The 18,470-nt window shown below is 49.6% G+C and carries 19 protein-coding genes and 1 tRNA gene; 11 read left to right on the forward strand and 9 right to left on the reverse strand.

Annotation, left to right across the window (positions count from 1 at the left end; genetic code table 11):
• The first annotated feature begins 99 nt into the window (after positions 1–99).
• From KOO62_01550 to gyrB, 9 genes are all read left to right on the forward strand, one after another.
• Positions 100–504 (forward strand): ATP-binding protein, encoded by a 405-nt coding sequence (locus KOO62_01550; GenBank protein ID MBU8932668.1) that lies wholly within the window; start codon positions 100–102, stop codon positions 502–504.
• Between the two features lies 1 nt (position 505).
• Positions 506–790 carry an STAS domain-containing protein gene (locus KOO62_01555; protein MBU8932669.1) on the forward strand — a complete coding sequence of 95 codons (285 nt, stop codon included), beginning with the start codon at positions 506–508 and terminating at the stop codon, positions 788–790.
• A gap of 80 nt (positions 791–870) precedes the next feature.
• The gene (locus KOO62_01560) at positions 871–1,428 is read left to right on the forward strand and encodes a sigma-70 family RNA polymerase sigma factor (GenBank protein MBU8932670.1); all 558 of its coding nucleotides are present in this window, start codon (positions 871–873) and stop codon (positions 1,426–1,428) included.
• Positions 1,421–2,224, forward strand: coding sequence for a hypothetical protein (locus tag KOO62_01565; protein ID MBU8932671.1), 804 nt, complete (start codon positions 1,421–1,423; stop codon positions 2,222–2,224). Before KOO62_01560 ends, KOO62_01565 begins: the two co-directional genes overlap by 8 nt.
• Before the next feature lie 326 nt (positions 2,225–2,550).
• Positions 2,551–3,546: a PrsW family intramembrane metalloprotease gene (locus KOO62_01570; GenBank protein ID MBU8932672.1), complete on the forward strand. Its 996-nt coding sequence runs from the start codon at positions 2,551–2,553 to the stop codon at positions 3,544–3,546.
• Positions 3,547–3,815: 269 nt separating this feature from the next.
• Positions 3,816–5,027 (forward strand): carboxypeptidase-like regulatory domain-containing protein, encoded by a 1,212-nt coding sequence (locus KOO62_01575; GenBank protein MBU8932673.1) that lies wholly within the window; start codon positions 3,816–3,818, stop codon positions 5,025–5,027.
• 266 nt (positions 5,028–5,293) lie between these two features.
• Positions 5,294–5,983, forward strand: coding sequence for a DUF2807 domain-containing protein (locus KOO62_01580; GenBank protein ID MBU8932674.1), 690 nt, complete (start codon positions 5,294–5,296; stop codon positions 5,981–5,983).
• 297 nt (positions 5,984–6,280) lie between these two features.
• Entirely contained in the window at positions 6,281–6,598 is a 318-nt protein-coding gene (locus tag KOO62_01585) for a DUF721 domain-containing protein (protein MBU8932675.1), read from the forward strand.
• Between the two features lie 9 nt (positions 6,599–6,607).
• Positions 6,608–8,551, forward strand: coding sequence for a DNA topoisomerase (ATP-hydrolyzing) subunit B (gene gyrB / locus KOO62_01590; GenBank protein MBU8932676.1), 1,944 nt, complete (start codon positions 6,608–6,610; stop codon positions 8,549–8,551).
• 116 nt (positions 8,552–8,667) lie between these two features.
• Here the strand turns inward: gyrB and KOO62_01595 are convergent.
• Positions 8,668–8,741, reverse strand: a tRNA-Arg gene (locus KOO62_01595).
• Positions 8,742–8,892: 151 nt separating this feature from the next.
• On the opposite strand from KOO62_01595, the gene KOO62_01600 reads away from it, so the two are divergent.
• Entirely contained in the window at positions 8,893–9,444 is a 552-nt protein-coding gene (locus KOO62_01600) for a GNAT family N-acetyltransferase (GenBank protein MBU8932677.1), read from the forward strand.
• Between the two features lie 19 nt (positions 9,445–9,463).
• Here the strand turns inward: KOO62_01600 and KOO62_01605 are convergent, their stop codons facing one another.
• From KOO62_01605 to KOO62_01630, 6 genes are all read right to left on the reverse strand, one after another.
• Complete coding sequence (locus KOO62_01605) at positions 9,464–9,937, reverse strand: hypothetical protein (protein MBU8932678.1); 474 nt, start codon at positions 9,935–9,937, stop codon at positions 9,464–9,466.
• 85 nt (positions 9,938–10,022) lie between these two features.
• Positions 10,023–12,794, reverse strand: a complete 2,772-nt coding sequence (locus KOO62_01610) for a PEP/pyruvate-binding domain-containing protein (GenBank protein MBU8932679.1) — start codon at positions 12,792–12,794, stop codon at positions 10,023–10,025.
• Positions 12,795–12,879: 85 nt separating this feature from the next.
• A complete protein-coding gene (locus tag KOO62_01615; GenBank protein MBU8932680.1) occupies positions 12,880–14,163 on the reverse strand; it encodes a Glu/Leu/Phe/Val dehydrogenase in 1,284 nt (427 codons plus the stop codon).
• Positions 14,164–14,458: 295 nt separating this feature from the next.
• Positions 14,459–14,905: a GNAT family N-acetyltransferase gene (locus tag KOO62_01620; protein ID MBU8932681.1), complete on the reverse strand. Its 447-nt coding sequence runs from the start codon at positions 14,903–14,905 to the stop codon at positions 14,459–14,461.
• 62 nt (positions 14,906–14,967) lie between these two features.
• Positions 14,968–15,414 (reverse strand): flavin reductase family protein, encoded by a 447-nt coding sequence (locus tag KOO62_01625; protein MBU8932682.1) that lies wholly within the window; start codon positions 15,412–15,414, stop codon positions 14,968–14,970.
• 349 nt (positions 15,415–15,763) lie between these two features.
• Positions 15,764–16,483, reverse strand: coding sequence for a UDP-2,3-diacylglucosamine diphosphatase (locus KOO62_01630; GenBank protein MBU8932683.1), 720 nt, complete (start codon positions 16,481–16,483; stop codon positions 15,764–15,766).
• A gap of 200 nt (positions 16,484–16,683) precedes the next feature.
• On the opposite strand from KOO62_01630, the gene KOO62_01635 reads away from it, so the two are divergent.
• The gene (locus KOO62_01635; GenBank protein ID MBU8932684.1) at positions 16,684–17,250 is read left to right on the forward strand and encodes a GNAT family N-acetyltransferase; all 567 of its coding nucleotides are present in this window, start codon (positions 16,684–16,686) and stop codon (positions 17,248–17,250) included.
• A 19-nt stretch (positions 17,251–17,269) separates the two neighbouring features.
• On the opposite strand, the gene pyrF is transcribed toward KOO62_01635, so the two are convergent.
• Together pyrF and KOO62_01645 are read right to left on the reverse strand one after the other, a co-directional pair.
• Positions 17,270–18,295, reverse strand: a complete 1,026-nt coding sequence (gene pyrF, locus KOO62_01640; GenBank protein MBU8932685.1) for an orotidine-5'-phosphate decarboxylase — start codon at positions 18,293–18,295, stop codon at positions 17,270–17,272.
• Positions 18,292–18,470, reverse strand: a 179-nt coding sequence (locus KOO62_01645; protein ID MBU8932686.1) for a dihydroorotate dehydrogenase, incomplete at its 5' end; no start/stop codon positions are given. The genes pyrF and KOO62_01645, both read right to left, overlap by 4 nt.

The raw sequence follows: 18,470 nt of genomic DNA on the forward strand, positions 1-18,470 counted from the left end.
ACGATAGAACTCAAGTCAGAAATTCTTTGACTTCGCATTAGTCGGCACCTTAGCTTGACATAACAGTGAATCAGAGAACACTATCATGACCGGCGGACTATGGAACGCGAGTTTCGCAGAAGCATTGACAGTCTTGATGACGTATTCAGTTTCGTCGAGGAATGTGCCTCCGCCTACAGTCTGGACGATACAATCAGGCTCCCCCTCAGTCTAGCTATCGAGGAGGCATTCACTAACGCTGTCAGGCACAATTTTAGCTCACATCAGAGCCTCTCACTTAGTATTGTTACTGATGATCGAACCATTGTCGTTAACTTGATCGACCGCGATGCCAAACGATTCGATGTTGTGTATCCCGGGCCGGAGGACATCGATTCTCGCCTTCGGCAGGGAAATCCGGGAGGCCTGGGATTGCATTTAATTCGGGTTTTCATGGACAGCGTCGATTTTACATACAAGAATGGAAACAGCATAATCACCATGACAAAGAACGTGGATAAATAACATGTTTGATATCACGATGACAGATGATGGAAGCGTATCACTCGTGGGCAGACTGGACGCTGCTCAAGCCAGAAAGGCAGAGGAAGTACTCGCCAAAATATCCAGTCCACTTCGAATAGACTTTACCGGACTTGAGTACATTTCCAGTGGTGGCTTGTCTGTTCTGCTGATTACATACAAGCGATTGAGTGATCAGGGCCACAGCCTGAAACTGGTGAACATGAGCCCTCATGTCCGCGAGGTGTTCCACTATGCGCGTCTGGACAAGGTCTTTGACATTGAGTAATCAGGTAATGATCCGTTTTTACGTATATTTGACCGGAGATTCATATTTCTCACCAACCTCCCTGTCGGAAGATGGTATTTATGACAGAAGCTGATAATGATCATGATAGAACCTTGGTACAGGATTGTCTCGCAGGCGATCTGAAAGCCTTCGAGGTGCTCGTTGATAAGTATCAGAAACCGGTATTCAATGCCGCTCTGAGGATCGTAGGTAATGGTGATGATGCCCAGGATGTTTCGCAAATGGTATTTACTAAGGCGTTTGAGAAACTTCAGAGCTACGACCCGAAATACAAGTTCTTTAGTTGGGTGTATCGAATGACTATTAACGAATCTCTTAACTGGATCAAATGCCGGAAGCCTCAGAGTGAGATTCCAGAGAACTTGGCATCCACGGCTCGCACGCCCGAGGAACAATATCGTCGGAAAGAGATTGATCAGGTGGTTGAGGATGCCGTTGGCGAACTCCCTCTTGATTATCGTATGGTCGTAGTCTTCAGACATTTCGTAGACCTCACATATCGGGATCTGAGTTTCGTACTTGGTATTCCCGAGAAAACGGTTAAGTCACGCTTATTTTCCGCGCGACGACTACTGGGCCAGGTGCTTCGCAAACGAGGGATGGTAGGATATGATTGATGACAAAATTGTTGAACTGATGAACAAGGTGATTGACGGAAGCGGATCTGCTGACGACAAAGAGGACTTGGAGAAGCATCTGGCAGAAAACGCAGAGGTCCGAAAATACTACGACGATCTCAAGGCCACCGTCTGTATTCTTGATCAAGTGGGAGCAGTGGAGCCCCCTTCAAATCTCAAGTCCAATGTCATGCATTCGGTTCGTCAGCACTATCAGACCAATTCCAGAGAAGAATCTTCTCCGCGACAGACGATCGTTGAAATCGTGCGGAGTGTATTGAACCCACGCTATGGGCTAAGTTTCGCTGCCGGCGCAGCGGCAGCGCTCCTGGTCTTTTCGTTGTGGACCGGAAGCTCCCTGGAGGGAATGAAAATGGACCCCTCACATCTGGCTGGTACTCTTATGCTTGATGGCATTTCCGAGGGACTGGTAGCGCTTGACCGGGACGCCTTCGATCTGGACGGTGTGAGTGGCTCAATTGAATCACGCGTAACCGGCAAGGCTCTGTTGATTGATATCAAAGCTCTGGCAGTCAGGCCAAATGAAATTATCCTGGAGTTCGACCCGGAACAATACAGATTTGACGGCTTCCGACAGCACGACAATCCTGAGAGTCAGATTGCTGTCAAGAGTGGGCTCGTAACAATGAATCTGGTCGCTCAACACCAATACACTCTCATCTTTGAAGTTCTCGTGGACGAACCGACCGAGACTATGAATTGTCGTGTTTGCAGCGAAGGCTTGATGTATGAGGAACAACTGGAAACCAGAGCCCAGCAGAAGAAGAACAAGTAATTGGATTAATATGCGACCAGCGACAAGAAACACACCAACATCCATCTGGTTCGAATGTAATTTAGTCAAACAGCTACTGGCACATCGAGTCGGTCAGTCGGCACCGACCAGCCCTCAGGGGCAGGATATACTGGCTTGATTGGAAGTGTCGCGCTGAAATGTCGTTAAACGTATTCGACATGACATATTGAGACGGACGGGGAAACGGTGCTCAGGTAGTTAGTTGCAAGAAATGCTGTCGAGATAATCGACAGCTTTCTTGCGTGCTGTTCTATAACATAGATTTGGATCAATCATATGTCTTATGCCGCAACGGGAGTCAGCTCTTGAACATCGCGGTTGGCCTTGTACCGGTATGTCTGTTCCTGGTGGCATTGATTTTCTTGGACAGCTTCAGACTCGTGAGACCCCGGACAGTAGGACTGTCTCTCCTGGTCGGTGGGATTGTGGCCATCGTATGCATGTTTCTCAATCGCTGGTTGATTGATCTTCTACCGTTATCCACTTCCACCTTCTCAAGATACCTGGCGCCAATTGTTGAGGAAGGACTCAAGGCGGTGTTCGTTGTTTGGATGCTTCGTACCCAGCGGGTTGCCTTCGCTGTCGATTGTGCAATCGTCGGCTTTGCGGTTGGAGCAGGCTTTGCCCTTGTCGAGAACATCTACTATTTGCAGAATCTCTCTGTCGCAAGCCCGTTCGTCTGGGTCGTTCGTGGACTCGGTACTGCCGTCGTGCATGGCAGTACGACCGCAATCCTCGCGGTACTGGCAAGGATTCTCTTGCAACAACACCCGGATCATTTCCGATCAATGATACTGATTAGCCTCGGTCCGCCAATATTCATACATGCCGTTTTCAATCATTTTCTTCTCCCACCATTGTTCATGACAGCGGTTATTTTGATCGTTCTGCTGCCGCTGACGGCGATTGTATTTGCTCAAAGTGAACGAGCCACCCGCCAATGGCTGGGCGTCGGCTTCGATACTGATATGGAACTTCTGGAGTCGATTACATCAGGCGATATCCGAAACACTCGTGTCGGAACCTACCTGGCATCTCTGAAAGATCGGTTTCCGGGAACTGTTGTGTCTGACATGTTGTGTTTGCTCCGTCTGCAATTGGAGTTATCTCTGGGCGCGAAAGGGATCCTCCTGATGCGGCAAACCGGTATAAAAGTACCCCCCGATCCTGAGGTCAAAGCCAAGCTCATTGAGTTGGAGTACCTGGAAAAGAGCATTGGACGCACCGGTCAGCTGGCCATGACCCCGATGTTGACATCAAGTCGCCGCGACCTATGGCAAACGTATATGCTCAAAGAGTAATCGATCACGATTCCCTGACTACATTGCAATCGAGCGTTAACCTATATCGTTTCCAAGCAAGAGATCATATTGAAACCAAGATGTTGTTGTTGAAATGACATAAAATGGTAGTCGCAAATTGATCACGATAGACTGTAAGTTCTCATATTTCAAGACAAGTCAAGGGTTCGCTCCCGCCTCGACCGAGGTCTCGGCATCGCTTGACATCCTGGTGGGTGCGAAGTATCGTACAGATATCTCAATCAGGTCATGAACCGGGAGAGTGTACTTTGACAGGGTTCTACCGATCACAAATCAGATTGTCGAGATATCGCAGAACCAGCCACACCTCGCATTATCTCCTCGGCATCTCCATCGGCTTTGTTCTCCTCATCATCGGAGTTTCACTATTCACAATTTCCTGTGATTCGAGCGTCGATCCGCCTCCACCTCAAGATCCATGCCAGGGATTTACAGGTAACGTATCAGGAGAACTTGCACTCCCATACTATACTGAAATACTATATACCGTTGAAGGTATCATTCGCGATCACTACGACGATAGCCCTGTCCCCAATGTTTCAGTTTCAATCGACTGGATTGATTCAGCGGTTGTTGTTACCTCTGACTCTTATGGTTACTTCTACATTCCCGGACCAATCTGTCCGGGAGAGTACGAGATCGTTTTCACGGCACCAGGTTTTGCGGTTCAAACTATCTCCGCTTACGCACCCAGTCTGGATGAGCTGAAAGGAGACATTGATGTCAGTCCATCCGGTTCCATTTTATACCCGCTCGAACTGGATGTAGAGATATACGGCCTGACGGGATCTGTTTCCGGCGTGATCCTGGATGCCTGGTGGGAGTTGTTAATTTGTCCGGATGGCTCGGTCATCATCCCTCCGGTGATGGGCGCTGAAGTCGAGTTGAAATTCCGAGGGCAGGATCATCTCGGTCAGGAGAATGTTACCCTGGTTCCGGACCTATACTGGGTAATGTCAAATGTGGAAGGGTACTTCGCCTTTGTTGATCTTCCTCTGACAGACTCTGCATCACTGACTGTCCCGCCATTCGTTGCGGGCGACAGCAGCTATGGCGGATGCCAGATCGTTGTACCTGTTCCATCAGCAGGTCTGGTGCTGGTGCCTGGAATGGACACAGTGTTTCAAGTTGCCTATCAGTATTTTGGATACGATAGTTCGGGTTTCCTCGAAGTTTCCGGATGGCTTGCATGGAACTACGTTAATTCAACGTATCTCACTGGTATATGGCGGATCAGCAATGCGGGCGGCATGGACACCACTTTCCACATGGTAGACAGCGGAAGGCTGGCGGGGATACATGAGGACGGACATATTTTCATCGACTTGAATCCCGGATTCGCCGATGCCAATACTCTACTGAGTGGCACTGTCTCCGAACAGTCAATATCCGGGACCTGGCAGACCGTGGGATTCATAGGTGTCCTTGATAGCGGGTCGTTTATCGCTGTAAGGAAGTAGTCGTCTTTGAACAATCGTCCTGCTGCCCAAAGGATTGCTTTTAATCGTCATATTCCAGCAAAATCGCAAAGAACGACAGGACAATCAGGAATATGAACTCGAGATTTAGAAACCGGGGTTTGTCTCATCGTTGCTAAGAGCAATCTCTTATTAAGTTTTTTTCTGTCCGACACTCGAATCATCCCCTCTCCTCCCCTGCAACCTTCCGACCACTCTGGCCGTAGACAGTTATAGCAATTGCGAATATACGAACAACCGGAGGATACATGCGAAACTACAAATTGTACTTTGTCGCCCTGTGTATGCTGATGATGATCGCTACCTCGGTCTCAGCCGGCAACTGGTTCACCGACATTTTCGGTAGCACCCGGGGAATTAGAGGCTCCGGCGATCTCGTATCCGAAGATCGGGATGTCAAAGCATTCAGTAAAATCAGAACTTCCGGGTCATACGACATTGTCGTCGTCGTCGGTAGAGAACAATCAATCAAAGTGACTTTTGACGACAACCTTATAGACATCATTGAAACCGACGTGAAAGGGAGAACCCTGCGTATCTACTCGGACGAATCGTACCGCACTCGCAGGGACTGTCTCATAGAGATAACGGTGCCCGAGCTTAAGGGATTCGTGGCCAAGGGTTCGGGAGATATTGAGATTCGGAATATGGACGGCGAATTCTTTGAGTTCGATCTGAAAGGATCGGGGGATATCGAGATGGAAGGCATGATTGACGAGCTTGAGATCAATCTGGCCGGTTCGGGTGACATAGATGCCCGCGATCTAATTGCCAGGGATGCAATCGTAGTCATCAAAGGATCGGGTGATATACGCGTCCATGCTACCGAGATCCTCGACGCTGCTATATACGGCAGCGGTGATATCGATTACTACGGCAAGCCCGACGATGTTTCCAAACATGTAGCCGGTTCTGGCAACATCAAGAGGCGGAAATAGCCAAAGATCGGCGTAGCTGGTTTCTTTCCATATTCAGAGTCTGTACGATAGAGGAAGTAGTAACTACATACGGTCTGAAAAGCCTGTCGGGATGTAGCAAATTCATCGCTTTTCGTATGCGGGGATAACGGTATCGACGTTTGATCTGGAAGGGACGGTTTCAAGCCTGAACGCCTACCATAATCCTATCGTATCCAACGGGTTACGTTACCTTTTTTCCTTGCAATTCATTCAACAAATCAGTATCTTAATATCCTGAATATGATGATGGAGAAACAAGGAAACCGATCGCCTGAAATGGGTAGATTCGACCAACATAGAAACGTTCCTCGCCTGTCGGGAGTGATTGACGCTGTAATCGGTTCGCTGGGACTGACACGGAAATATCACGGCTGGCAGGTAGTCAATAACTGGCCGGAGATAGTCGGTCGGCAAGTAGCAAAGGTGGCAACCGCCACTCGTTTTGAGGATACAACTCTCTATGTCGCTGTGGCTGATGATGCCTGGCGGCAGGAACTGGTAATGCAGACCGAATCGATTCTGGAGAATATTCGTCAGTACCCATATGGACAAGCTGTAAAACAGCTTCGATTCGTACGGGGTGAGAAAGGCTAACAAGGGATAATGGCAGCTAGAATTCAAGACAACGAAAAAGAAATACCGCAAGAGACGAACGGCCACGTCTACGACGCGACGACAATCAAAGTACTTGAAGGGCTTGAAGCTGTACGTCGTCGTCCTGCAATGTATATCGGCGATGTCGGCAGCCGTGGACTTCACCACACCGTCTACGAAGTCGTAGATAATTCGATCGATGAGGCCATGGGCGGCTTCGCTACCCATATTGTTGTAGAGATAGGCAAGGATGGTTCGATCACGGTTACCGACGATGGTCGTGGTATTCCGGTTGAGACGCACCCCGAGGAAGGGATTTCAGCCCTGGAAGTGGTCATGACCAAGCTTCACGCGGGCGGAAAGTTCGATCACGAATCTTACAAAGTCTCTGGTGGATTGCATGGTGTGGGCGTGTCTGTCGTCAATGCCCTGTCGGAATGGTGTTGGGTAGAAGTCTGCCGCGACGGGCAAGTCTATCGCCAGGAATACGCCCGCGGCATTCCCACGACCGAAGTTAAGAAAAACGGCAAGCGCAAAAAGGTTGGTACTCGGACTTGCTATATGCCGGATACCGAGGTTTTCACTTCTATAGAATTTAAGTTTGATATCATAGCTTCGCGACTCCGAGAATTGGCCTTCCTCAATCAAGGTTTGTCTATCGACCTTGTCGATCACCGAACCGATCGTAAGGTCAACTTCCTGGCCAAAGGCGGCTTGGTTGAGTTTGTCAAATTTCTTAATGAAAGTAAAACGCCCGTTTTCAAAAAGCCGATTCATTTCAAGAAAACCAGCAAAGATGTTGAGGTCGAGGTCGCGATCCAGTACAACGACGGTTACTCTGAATCGGTTTACTCCTATGTGAACAACATTCACACTATCGAGGGCGGTACGCACCTGACCGGTTTCCGCACCGCGCTAACTCGTTCGATCAACAATTACGCCTCAAAATATAACCTGGTCAAATCCAACGGTATCGGTCTCGTAGGCGAGGATAGCCGGGAAGGACTTACGGCGGTCATCTCGACCCGGGTACGCGACCCGCAGTTCGAAGGCCAAACCAAGACCAAGCTGGGCAATGGTGAAGTGCGAGGCATTGTTGAGCAAATCACCAATGAGTTCCTGGGAGCATTTTTCGAAGAGAACCCACCGGTAGCACGAAAAATCGTGGAGAAACTCCTTGCGGCTGCATCCGCTCGTGAAGCAGCCCGCAAAGCCAAGGAACTCACACGGCGTAAAACTGCGCTCGACAGTGCGGCGTTGCCCGGCAAGCTCGCAGACTGTTCACTGCGCGATCCGGCGCTGTGTGAACTGTATATCGTCGAGGGCGATTCGGCCGGAGGTTCCGCCAAACAGGGACGAGACCGACGTTTCCAGGCGATCCTGCCTCTACGTGGGAAAATCCTTAATGTCGAGAAAGCACGGATCGACAAGATTCTCTCCAACAAGGAAATCCGTTCGATGATTACCGGTCTGGGATGCGGTATCGGGGATGATTTTGATGCTGACAAGGTGCGGTATCATAAGGTCATCATCATGACTGATGCCGATGTTGACGGATCGCATATCCGGACGCTTATCCTGACTTTCTTCTTCCGCTACATGAAATCGCTGGTGGAGGCAGGACGTATTTTTATTGCTCAGCCACCATTATTTCGCCTGCGCCACGGCAAGAAAGAGCAGTACGCTTATACCGACGACGAGAAAGATAAGATTCTCAAACAGATGCCGTCGAGCGGAGTTTCGATCAGTCGTTACAAAGGTCTTGGTGAAATGAATCCCGATCAACTCTGGCGAACGACTATGGACCCGGAGCGACGCACCCTTTTGCAGGTCACGGTGCAAGACGCCGCGGCGGCCGACCATCTTTTCAGTGTCCTTATGGGTTCCGAAACAGCGCCTCGCAGTCGTTTTATCCAGGAAAACGCTCAGTACGTGAGGAACCTGGATATCTAGAACCTGCGCCCCATCATGTCACCATGTGTGGAGTCGAAGGGTAGTGGCGGATGGCACACTTAACTTCGTTTGAGTGTGAATATGGATGACGTTTTATCGCCCCAATAAAAAAGTAATACCCCCGGCAGGACTCGAACCTGCTACCCTCTGCTTAGAAGGCAGATGCTCTATCCAGATGAGCTACGGGGGCACAGACTTTTTCTGCTCTACAGTCTCTTAATCAAGGATACTGTAGATTCTTTCGGTTTATCAAAGTAAAGATATGCTTCACAAGCTCAACCGGCAACCCAAAAATTGGCTCGGTTTCCCGGCCAAATCAGCTATATTGCCACATGTTAGATATTGTCTTCCAGACGCCGCGGCTTGTGATTCGTAAGGCTGTCCCCTCTGATCACGATGTTGAGTTGTACTACGCCCTGTGGAGCAATCCGAAAGTGATGACCTTCGTTGGATTCCCAGAGGGTCTAAAAATGACTCGCGAGGATATCCGGAACCAGCTCGCTGGCTGTAACGAGACCGAATATGACCGGCTGCTGATCGTCGAGTTGAAGGATACTAACCAACCGATCGGTGAATGCAAACTTGGATTGCCCAACTCCGATGACATAGCCGGCACTGATGTCAAACTCCTGCCGGAGTTCTGGCGCAATGGGTACGGCAGCGAAGTCAAACGCGGCCTGGTTGAGTACCTACTTGCCCACACCGACTGCAAAGCGATCAAAGCTACCCCCAACAAACTCAATATCGCCTCGCAAAAAATGCAGGAGTCGGTAGGCGGAAAATGTGTCGGTGAGGACACCTATCATTTCCCCGAGAAAATGCGCTCGTACACTGTTGATCTGGACCTCTACATTTATCATGTCTCACGAACCGACTACGAGCGCAACAAGTAGGCACCTTGCCTAGCGTCCTCTATGGTATCATATGGGCGCAGCCGTTACCGACTTCGTAGCAAGTCCAGAACTCTACTTCAAGACCGCACTTGTTGTTTTCGTCGCATTGTCGGTCGTTGTGAGGACCATCGACGGCCAATCCAGGCAGAGCATGTTTGTCGAATGTCACGATAATCGCATCCAGAATCGGTCCCACTGTTTTTAGGTCATCGGCGAAGTAATCACCCCGAGTGGAAACCACAACCACAGCCAGTCCGTTGAGTGCTTTGGCCGCTGCGGTCTTGTCCTCTGCGCCAAGGTGTTTCTCGGCTGCTACTATGATATCCAACATGGTCGCATTCAGGTCCGCGTTCGCTATTGCCATGCTGGTGAAAGACGCACGAACCTCCTCCAGCTTAATCTTGACCTCACATATGTCTGTGCAGCATCCCACAGACAGAACAACGAGTGCCAGCAAAGTTAATACAAAAACAACAGATCGTAGCTTTTCCATTTCACTCTCCTTGGTTTATTCCTTCAAATCAATTGATGTTCATTAGGGATATTTAGTGAATTCAAGACGAGAAAAGCTATATAAATTATTCCGGACCGGAAGACGGCTCGGTTAGGATGCCGACCGCCTCACCAAGCTCAGCATTCAAAAGCACTTTTAGTATTTGCCCATCCGTTGATTTGGGAACATCAATTAACCGTATCGTGTCCGCCAGCGAAGCATACTTTGGTAATACTTCGGGAAGAATATTGCGCTGGCCCAAGAGGAAGTCTTCATTAAAAGCTATACCGTCATCGTCGGGGTATAGGGGGATATAGCGAATATCAGCCTCAACAAGGTCCTGGAAAAAATGTGTCCCGAAAGAAAGATCGGGGACATAGTTGCCCTTCTGTCGGGCGATCTCAATAAGCGCGGCTGTGTTGTTAATGTCGGAATAAATCACACTAACACCCAATCGGATATCCCCACGACTGCCCCACCGTCCCGGCCCCATCAGAATGAATTGTCGTCTGGGCAGGAGCTTATTAAGCTTCCCTACGGCACGACCCACATCAATCATTTCCGCGCGAGAACCCAGCTCGCCGTAGGCTGTCGGGTTGACGTAAACAATATGGGTAATGTCCGGCACAAGGCCGTTCGAAATATACTTGCGTGCCGAGAAAATCATCTTGTCGCGGGGCGTGTCTTTGGGAATCGGCGATGGGGCACTTAGGTCGCTATGACTCTGCGAACGGCACTGTAGGAGATAGAAGTGTTTTCCGTTGGACGCAAACTCGATATCAACAGGCACGCCCATAGTCTCCTGTAGTATATTCAAGATCGCCCCGACCTGTTTCACAAACGGAGTTCGTGTGATTAATCCTTCAAAGGTAATGGCCAGATTATCCCGATCGGGATCAAGACTCAGCCCCGACGGCAACCGTAGATGACCGTCTTCGTAAATTGAAGCCATTTGATTGATTCCAGGAATTTCAAAGGCCACATCCCTGAGGAATCTATTAATCTCGATAGTTTCGAAAGTGTTGGATTCCAAGTTGATCACGTCAATCATCTTAGGGGAATACCTGGCTGTTTCTTCGGGACTGGCATTAACTCTCAGTCCGGGTTGACCGGGGGCAATCAGAACCGGGTAATCATCGCTGAGACGATCGACAGCCCGCGTTCCGAGGCCTGGTACCAGCCTGATTAAGCCATCTTCACGCTTAATTCTGGGGGACCAACGGAACTCGTTCTGGCTGAATGCCACCCCCGCAAAGGATGGCAGAAAGTAGTTGCCCACCCGTGAGCCTACAACCCGTTGAATCATAATGCCCATTTCCTCGCCGAAATCAATCAGCCCCCGCTCCGTCCTGTACTCAATCGGATCAGGGCCGAAAGTGGATGCGTAGACTTCGGCGACGGCATCAAGTAACGCCGCCAGTCGTTGTCGCCGGGGACCCTGGTTGGCCACGAACAGGCTCTTGTACTTGCCGGAGAACACGGCCCCAATGCGATCTTCGAGAATACTGGAACTACGAACAATGAGTGGATGATCGCCCAAGTCACTCAGAGCGGCGGACAGGCCATTGACGATATCCGGGGGGAATCGAGCACTCTTGAAAGTTTGTACGATATACGGATATTCAAACCGAACTTGATCGATTGGTTTGTATTTCTGCTCAACAACCTCGTCGAAGTTGTTGTAGTGCATAAAATGAAGGAGAACGTCGGAAGTTATGTGATATGTCTTGGGGATTTTCACGTTGCTCAGCAGCGGGATTTTTTTGGCCTTCTTCTTGAGAATCTGTCTGGCCAGGTACAGTCCAGCACTCTTGCCGCCCAACTTGCCTTGCGAATCAGAACTGAACACCACTCTGTTGAGCAGGCCGTAGAAATCACTCACTTCAATGAAGTGTTTCGCCACGATGATATACTGGAGTTGATCTGAGAGAAAGCGTCGAATGAGTGATACGCCAATCCCGCGCTTATTAGGTGATTCGATCTCCGGATCTTCTGAAGCCAGATGATGATAGCGACGTATGGCATCAGCCACCTCGGCGAGTGACATATTCCGATTAACCACCTGCACCAGGAAACTAAGCTTGTCTTCCTGAATCCATTTTTGAATCAGCGCCAGGATTTCATCATCGCTCAGATTATCAGCGGCTATCTTGAAAACATCCGTACCTAGTTCGGCCGTGAAACCGGTTGCTCGGGTTTGATGCGGCTGATTCCAGTCCGCAGGTCGTTCTTCATTAATCGCCACTTCAGTTGGCATAAATGTCTGAAAAAGGCGTTCTGCCTCAGCTACTCCGCCCCAGCAAAGGTGATTGAGCATCTTGCGAGCTACATTTATATACAGATTACGATCTGTTTGTTTGAGCATCCGTAGCACCACCCGCCACCCCTCAAGAGAATCACTAGAATCGTCTTGCTGTCCATTCTGCCACTCGCTGACAATATGACGCATCTTCTGGTGCATTATGCGGTGTCCGATGCGACCGGCGATAATGTGAATCAGCTTCCTCTCTCCATTGAGAAAAGGGCCCTCATCACATCCCGGCATCTCTTTGGTGTAGTAAACGGAAATGGTGCCAAATACAATATCACCGGCAACGATATCGGCAGTCTGAACCCACTTGCTTTCAGAAAAATCAGGGGATGTCCAGACCCTGTCCTCCAAACTGAATTTCACCCTACAAAGGCTGGGGTATTGCCACCCGGCAGGAATGGCTGCGACAGTCTTCTTAACAATCTCGTCTGTGCTGGCATCCGGCTCTCGCAGAATTTCTTCTACCTGGTAAAGACAGTTGAGTTCCTTGGCGCGTTCCTGCAAAGCCTCGAAAAGCTTATCAACTGATTTCTTCTGGTCGCTCATCAGGTCTCAACACCTCTTCCAATTCCATTATCAACACCCGACTGATCGCCACTGAGGACGTCCAGCCAGGCATGAAAACTCGATATTACACCCATCCACGGTCGCGACACGCATGGGCAACGCGATCAATGGCAATTGCATAGGCAGCGTCGCGCATAAACAGTTTGCGCTTGCGGGCCAATTCGCTGACCGAGGCAAAAGCCGAAGTCATCTTGGTGTCCAATTTTTCAAGGACTTCGTTTTTTTCCCAAAAGTAGTTGGTGTTGGACTGCACCTGTTCGAAATAGCTGCAGGTAACACCGCCAGCGTTGGCCAGAAAGTCCGGAATGATAAAAATGCCACGTTCCTTAAGAACAGCATCCGCCTCGGGAGTGGTCGGACCATTGGCACCCTCGGCAACAACTTTGACTTTCGAACTAATCCGGGTAACGGTTTCCCCGGTGATCTGGTTCTCCAGAGCAGCCGGAATCAAGATATCGACATCCTGGTCAATCCAGGCATCACCGTCCTGAACCTCATACCCAAGATCACGGGCCTTATCCTTGTCTATCCCGCCAAAGCGATCAGTAATCTCCAGCATTGCCTTGAGTTTGATTCCATCTTTTTTGACAAACGCATACGATTTCTGGTCAGCCTGATCCCAGCTGGACACACAGATCACTTTGCCACCCATCTGTTCGTAAAGCTTGATTGCATACTGAGAGACATTCCCAAAACCCTGGACCGATGCGCAGGTATCTTCTGGTTGTATCCCAAGCTCTTTCAGTGCTTCACGGATAGTGAAGACAACTCCAAATCCAGTGGCCTCGGTACGACCCTGCGAGCCACCCATTCCAATTGGCTTACCAGTTATGAATCCAGGGAATTTGCCACCGTGGATGTGTTCATATTCATCCAGCATCCAAAGCATATGTTGAGCGTTGGTCATTACGTCAGGAGCGGGAATATCCGCCACCGGCCCGACATTCCTGGCCAGTTGGCGTACCCAGCCCCGGCATATCGCCTCTTGTTCACGCGCACTGAGATTATGCGGATCACAGATCACACCACCCTTGCCACCGCCGAGTGGAATGTCGACTACAGCACATTTCCACGTCATCCACATCGACAAAGCGCGAACGGTATCGACTGTTTCCTGGGGATGAAATCGAATACCGCCTTTGCATGGTCCCCGGGCATCATTGTGCTGTACGCGGAAGCCTCGGAAAACCTGTACCGTGCCGTCGTCCATTCTGACCGGGATGCTGAAATGGTATTCTCTCAACGGATTGCGCAACAGGTCACGAACGGGAGCTTCCAACTCCAAGGCATCAGCAACGTGATCAAACTGAGCCTGAGCCATTTCAAATGCGTTAAACGCCTTGCTCATCACTTCACCCTCTGAACAATGTGTGGGTCTGAATTCAGGCGACGGAAAGCCGCGCCGTGTATAGTGGATCGTAATAGATGGCACTGACTCACTCCTGCCTGGGGAAGGCTACGAAATCTGCAATTGAAGCGACTCAACATCTGTCACAACTCACAAAAGAATGTTACCTATTCCACAGGCGATCATACCTTGGCACCCTAATTCTGTCAAGCCGAATCGGAGCCTAAAGTAACGATTTATCCGGGTTCAGGCCAGCAGGTAGCCGCAGAAAAGGACGAGAATGGGTGTTGAGAATTCAGTAGGTTAAGTTGCTAGCTCTTGTTCGCTGATCATTGACTTTCAGCCTCATTCCTGGAGCGTCCTCAGGACGCTCTACAAAACCTCGGTTCAGGTAGAAGGACGTTTTACCACTTGCTGAGAATAGCTGGATGTCCCTCAATCCAGCGGATTTGCATTCTTCCACTAACATGCGAAGGATGGTTGATCCTACTCCTTTACCTTGGTGCGACGGTCTTACGATCATGTCATAGATCATGCCATAGAGGACACCGTCCGACACAACTCGCCCAACCCCCACGAGTTGATCACCATCATATGCCACTACCAGATACCAACTATTCGCCAGCGCGTGTGACAATTCTACCGAATCCACTCGATATTTAGAATTCCAACCCGTGGTCTCGAAAAGCTCCAGATACTCGACGGGATCAGGTACTTCATTCTTGTAAGAAATTTCTGTCATATTGCTCTTCCAGTGAACGTGAAGCGCAGGGTGTCTGCGTCTGCCGCAGCCGATTGTTATCCCTATTCGTCTATATGGCTTAGAAGCAACGGCTCTTCCTTCGCGTTGCTTCTGCTGAAATGCACGATGCGTCCAATCAGAAGTTGCTCGTACTCCGGAAGAGTGTCGTTGACGACTTCGCACTCAGACGTCTTCAAAGAACCGGGCAAGAGAGGAACTCCAAGCTGACCTGTTTCAATCTGCAAGCCATCAAACTTATCAACATCGGCGCTATGGCCTTCGCCAAAGCGAAGAGCGAGATCCTTTTGACTTTCAGAGAGAACACTTACCCCAAACACTCTACTCTCGATAATTGCCTTCCGGGTGGTGCTCTGTTTGCCTAAACAAAGCATTATCTTATCGGAGTCTACCTGGGTCGCCCAACAGCAGGTCATACCGTAGCGGCGGCCATTTAAGATGGTTGTGACGATATAACAACCGTAGGTCAACGCTTCGCATCTCTCAGCCATCAGTTTCTTTTCTCCTCGATTAACGTTTTAGGTAACAGGCATAACGTCATGAATGTCTTGTTGACCCAATGGTCAAATGTTAGCTCGCTAATCAATTGAATATAACTCGAAATCTATGTAGTCTTCCCATTATTAAGACCAGATGCAAGTTAGTGATTCTGTCTTTGTCTTGTCAAAGTATTTAGGTTTCTGTTCAACGGGTGTCTGCTGATCAACATAAAATGGATATTCGGTGGTTATGGGATTTATGTATAGCCTGGGGATTTGGATATGACAGCGGGACCGCGGCTCAGGCGATTGTGCTGAGGCTGGTCGTGGTACTGACGACATAAACAGCAGATGGCCTCAGCTACTTCAGATATTCCAGGGTCATCTTGCCGTCAGACAATTTCGCATAACTGAAGTGATTGATAAAATCCCCTGTGTTCAGATAGACGCCGTTGCCAAACTCTTTGATGACCGGGATATGAAGATGCCCTATAGCTACAAAGTCGTATCCTTCAGTCAGTTGCGCCTCGGCGTACTCTTCGTAGTCTTTGGCAAAAACGTGATCGCGACGGGCAGTGTAACGACGTGATGATCCAGAGACTTTTTTCGCCAGCGGCATAGCCCAGTCGGGTGGCAATTTGCGATAGAGCCAGATGTTCACCGGGTGGCGGAGAATTCGTTTGAGAAAACGATAACCACGATCAGCTTTCGCTAGGCCGTCCCCATGTATCAAATGCAAACGCTGACCTTCGTGCGAAAGGTCCAGAGTATCGCGATGAACCCTCAGGTGCAGCTGTTTCTCGAAGAAATCACCCATCCAGAAATCATGGTTGCCACTGACATAATCGACTGTGATCCCCTGTTCCACCAAGCGACTTAGCCAACACAGGACGTCATGGTACTCTTTGGGGATGGCATGATGATACTCGAACCAGAAGTCGAATAGATCTCCCAGTATTACCAACCGCCCTCCATCGGCTCTGATCAGTTCGAACAGAGAAGCGATCTTATCTCGCTTGAGTTGCTCTTGCTCGGGACTGCCACAACCCAAGTGGGCATCTGAGAAAATATACAGTACCATAGGGTGCAATATACACCAAAACCAAGCGCTGGTCAGGAAGTTTATCAATCAGATTTCTGGCGTTGATTTACACGGTTAACTTGACAAACGGCCTACTTCGTGAGGTTTTTTTTAGCTTTCCCGCATCTTCCCCAATCAATCATATTGGACTAGTCAAACTTGTCCGTCTGCCATAAGCAGACAATACGGAGACCAAATAGATGGCTGAGGAGAAAAAAAAGAAAGAGGTGTTTCTCACCACTCCTTCACTAGTCGGCAAAAAAATGTACTTGAGGACAGCAACCGCTGAAGACGTAGTAAACTTTCAGAAGTGGCGACTGCTTGGTGAACCGCAGTCAATGAGCTGTCGAATGGCCAGCCTGATTACTCCCGCTCAGGCCGCAGAGAGATACGCAAAGAAAGAAGCCCCCTTCGATAACCTGGAACTTGCGGTAGTCCTCAAAAAGGATCACATTCTTGTTGGCAAAGCAGTATCTTTCGATTACAATCACCTCAACCGTTCTGCCGAACTGGGACTGATAATCGATCCCGATGAACATGAGAAGGGGTACGGCAAGGAGGCGTTGCATTTACTCTACAAGTATCTCTTCAAACAACGCGGTCTGTACAAGGTCTATGCCCAGACGGCGGAGTTTAACAAACCGGCTATGAAGTTACTTGAGAGTCTGAGATTTAAGAAAGACGCCACACTGCGTAATCACTATTTCTACGACGGTAGCTTTCACGCCGGACTGATCTATTCCCTGCTTCTCTCCGAGTTCGAATAAGGATCACTAAGCCGGGGCATTACGAGTCTTCTGGGGGCGACGGGGGTGGCGAAGACGGCTCAACCGAAGTAGCAGATTCTTCCGGGACTGATTCAGCATTATTTAAAGCGGGTGGCTGCGGTAACGGCTCAACCGAAGCAGCAGGTTCTTCCGGGCTTAATTCAGCGCTTACCGACACAACTGTACCAGACGAGGTTGAACCTGGTGAAACCGGCTCCGATGGTGGTGCCACATCCCCGCCCCTAATATGGCTCACGGCGGAATTGAGCTTGATCAGTTCCGCCCGAGCCTTCGTGGCGAAGTCCTGATCTTTGGAGGCATACAGCACGGAGCGGGATACATTGATTACAGCTGGCTTGTTAAAGCCATCAGTTCCATACTCAGCTGCCTGCTCCAATGATCCTCCCTGCGCACCAACACCGGGGATAAGTAACGGCATATCGTCAGCAACTGCCCGGATCTCCTTTAGCTGTTCAGGCGCAGTAGCACCGATCACCAACCCACAGTTGCCAGTCTTGTTCCAGTAAGCAACTTTCTCAGCTACCACATGATAGAGTGGCTTACCGCTTACATCAAGCATCTGGAAATCCTTCGATCCTGAATTCGAGGTAAGACATAAGATGAAAACCCCTTTGTCCTTGTACTCGAGGAACGGTCGCAGGGAATCGTAACCCATATATGGGCTTAGCGTGACCCAGTCCCCTCCCAACCCTTCGAAAACAGCCTTGGCATAATGGCTAGCCGTATTACCTATGTCGCCCCGCTTGGCATCAATAATCACCGGTACATCCTTGGGAATACGATCCACGATCATTCGCAAAAGCGAGATTCCATCGTAACCATAGGATTCATAGAAAGCAAGATTCGGCTTATAGGCACAAACAACATCTTTGGTGGCCTCCACAATCTGGAGCGCGAAATCGAACATCCCCTTGGCATTCCTTGTATATTCGGAAGGCATACGTTTGGGGTCAAGGTCTAATCCCAGACAGATCATCGATTTGGCTTTTGACTGAGCATTCAGCAACTTATCCAGCGCGTTCATTCGTATTTCCTCACTTTGCCCTTCAGGTCGGCAATGGATGTCAGTTTCTTGCGTTTCAGGTACTGCCTCAGATCGCTTACAATCCTGACCGGGAGAGACGGCTCCACAAACAGGGCGGTTCCAATTTCGACCGCTGTCGCGCCGCACAGTATGAACTCAATCACGTCCTCTGCAC

Source organism: Candidatus Zixiibacteriota bacterium (genome assembly GCA_019038695.1).
Classification (GTDB): Bacteria; Zixibacteria; MSB-5A5; order GN15; family FEB-12; genus B120-G9.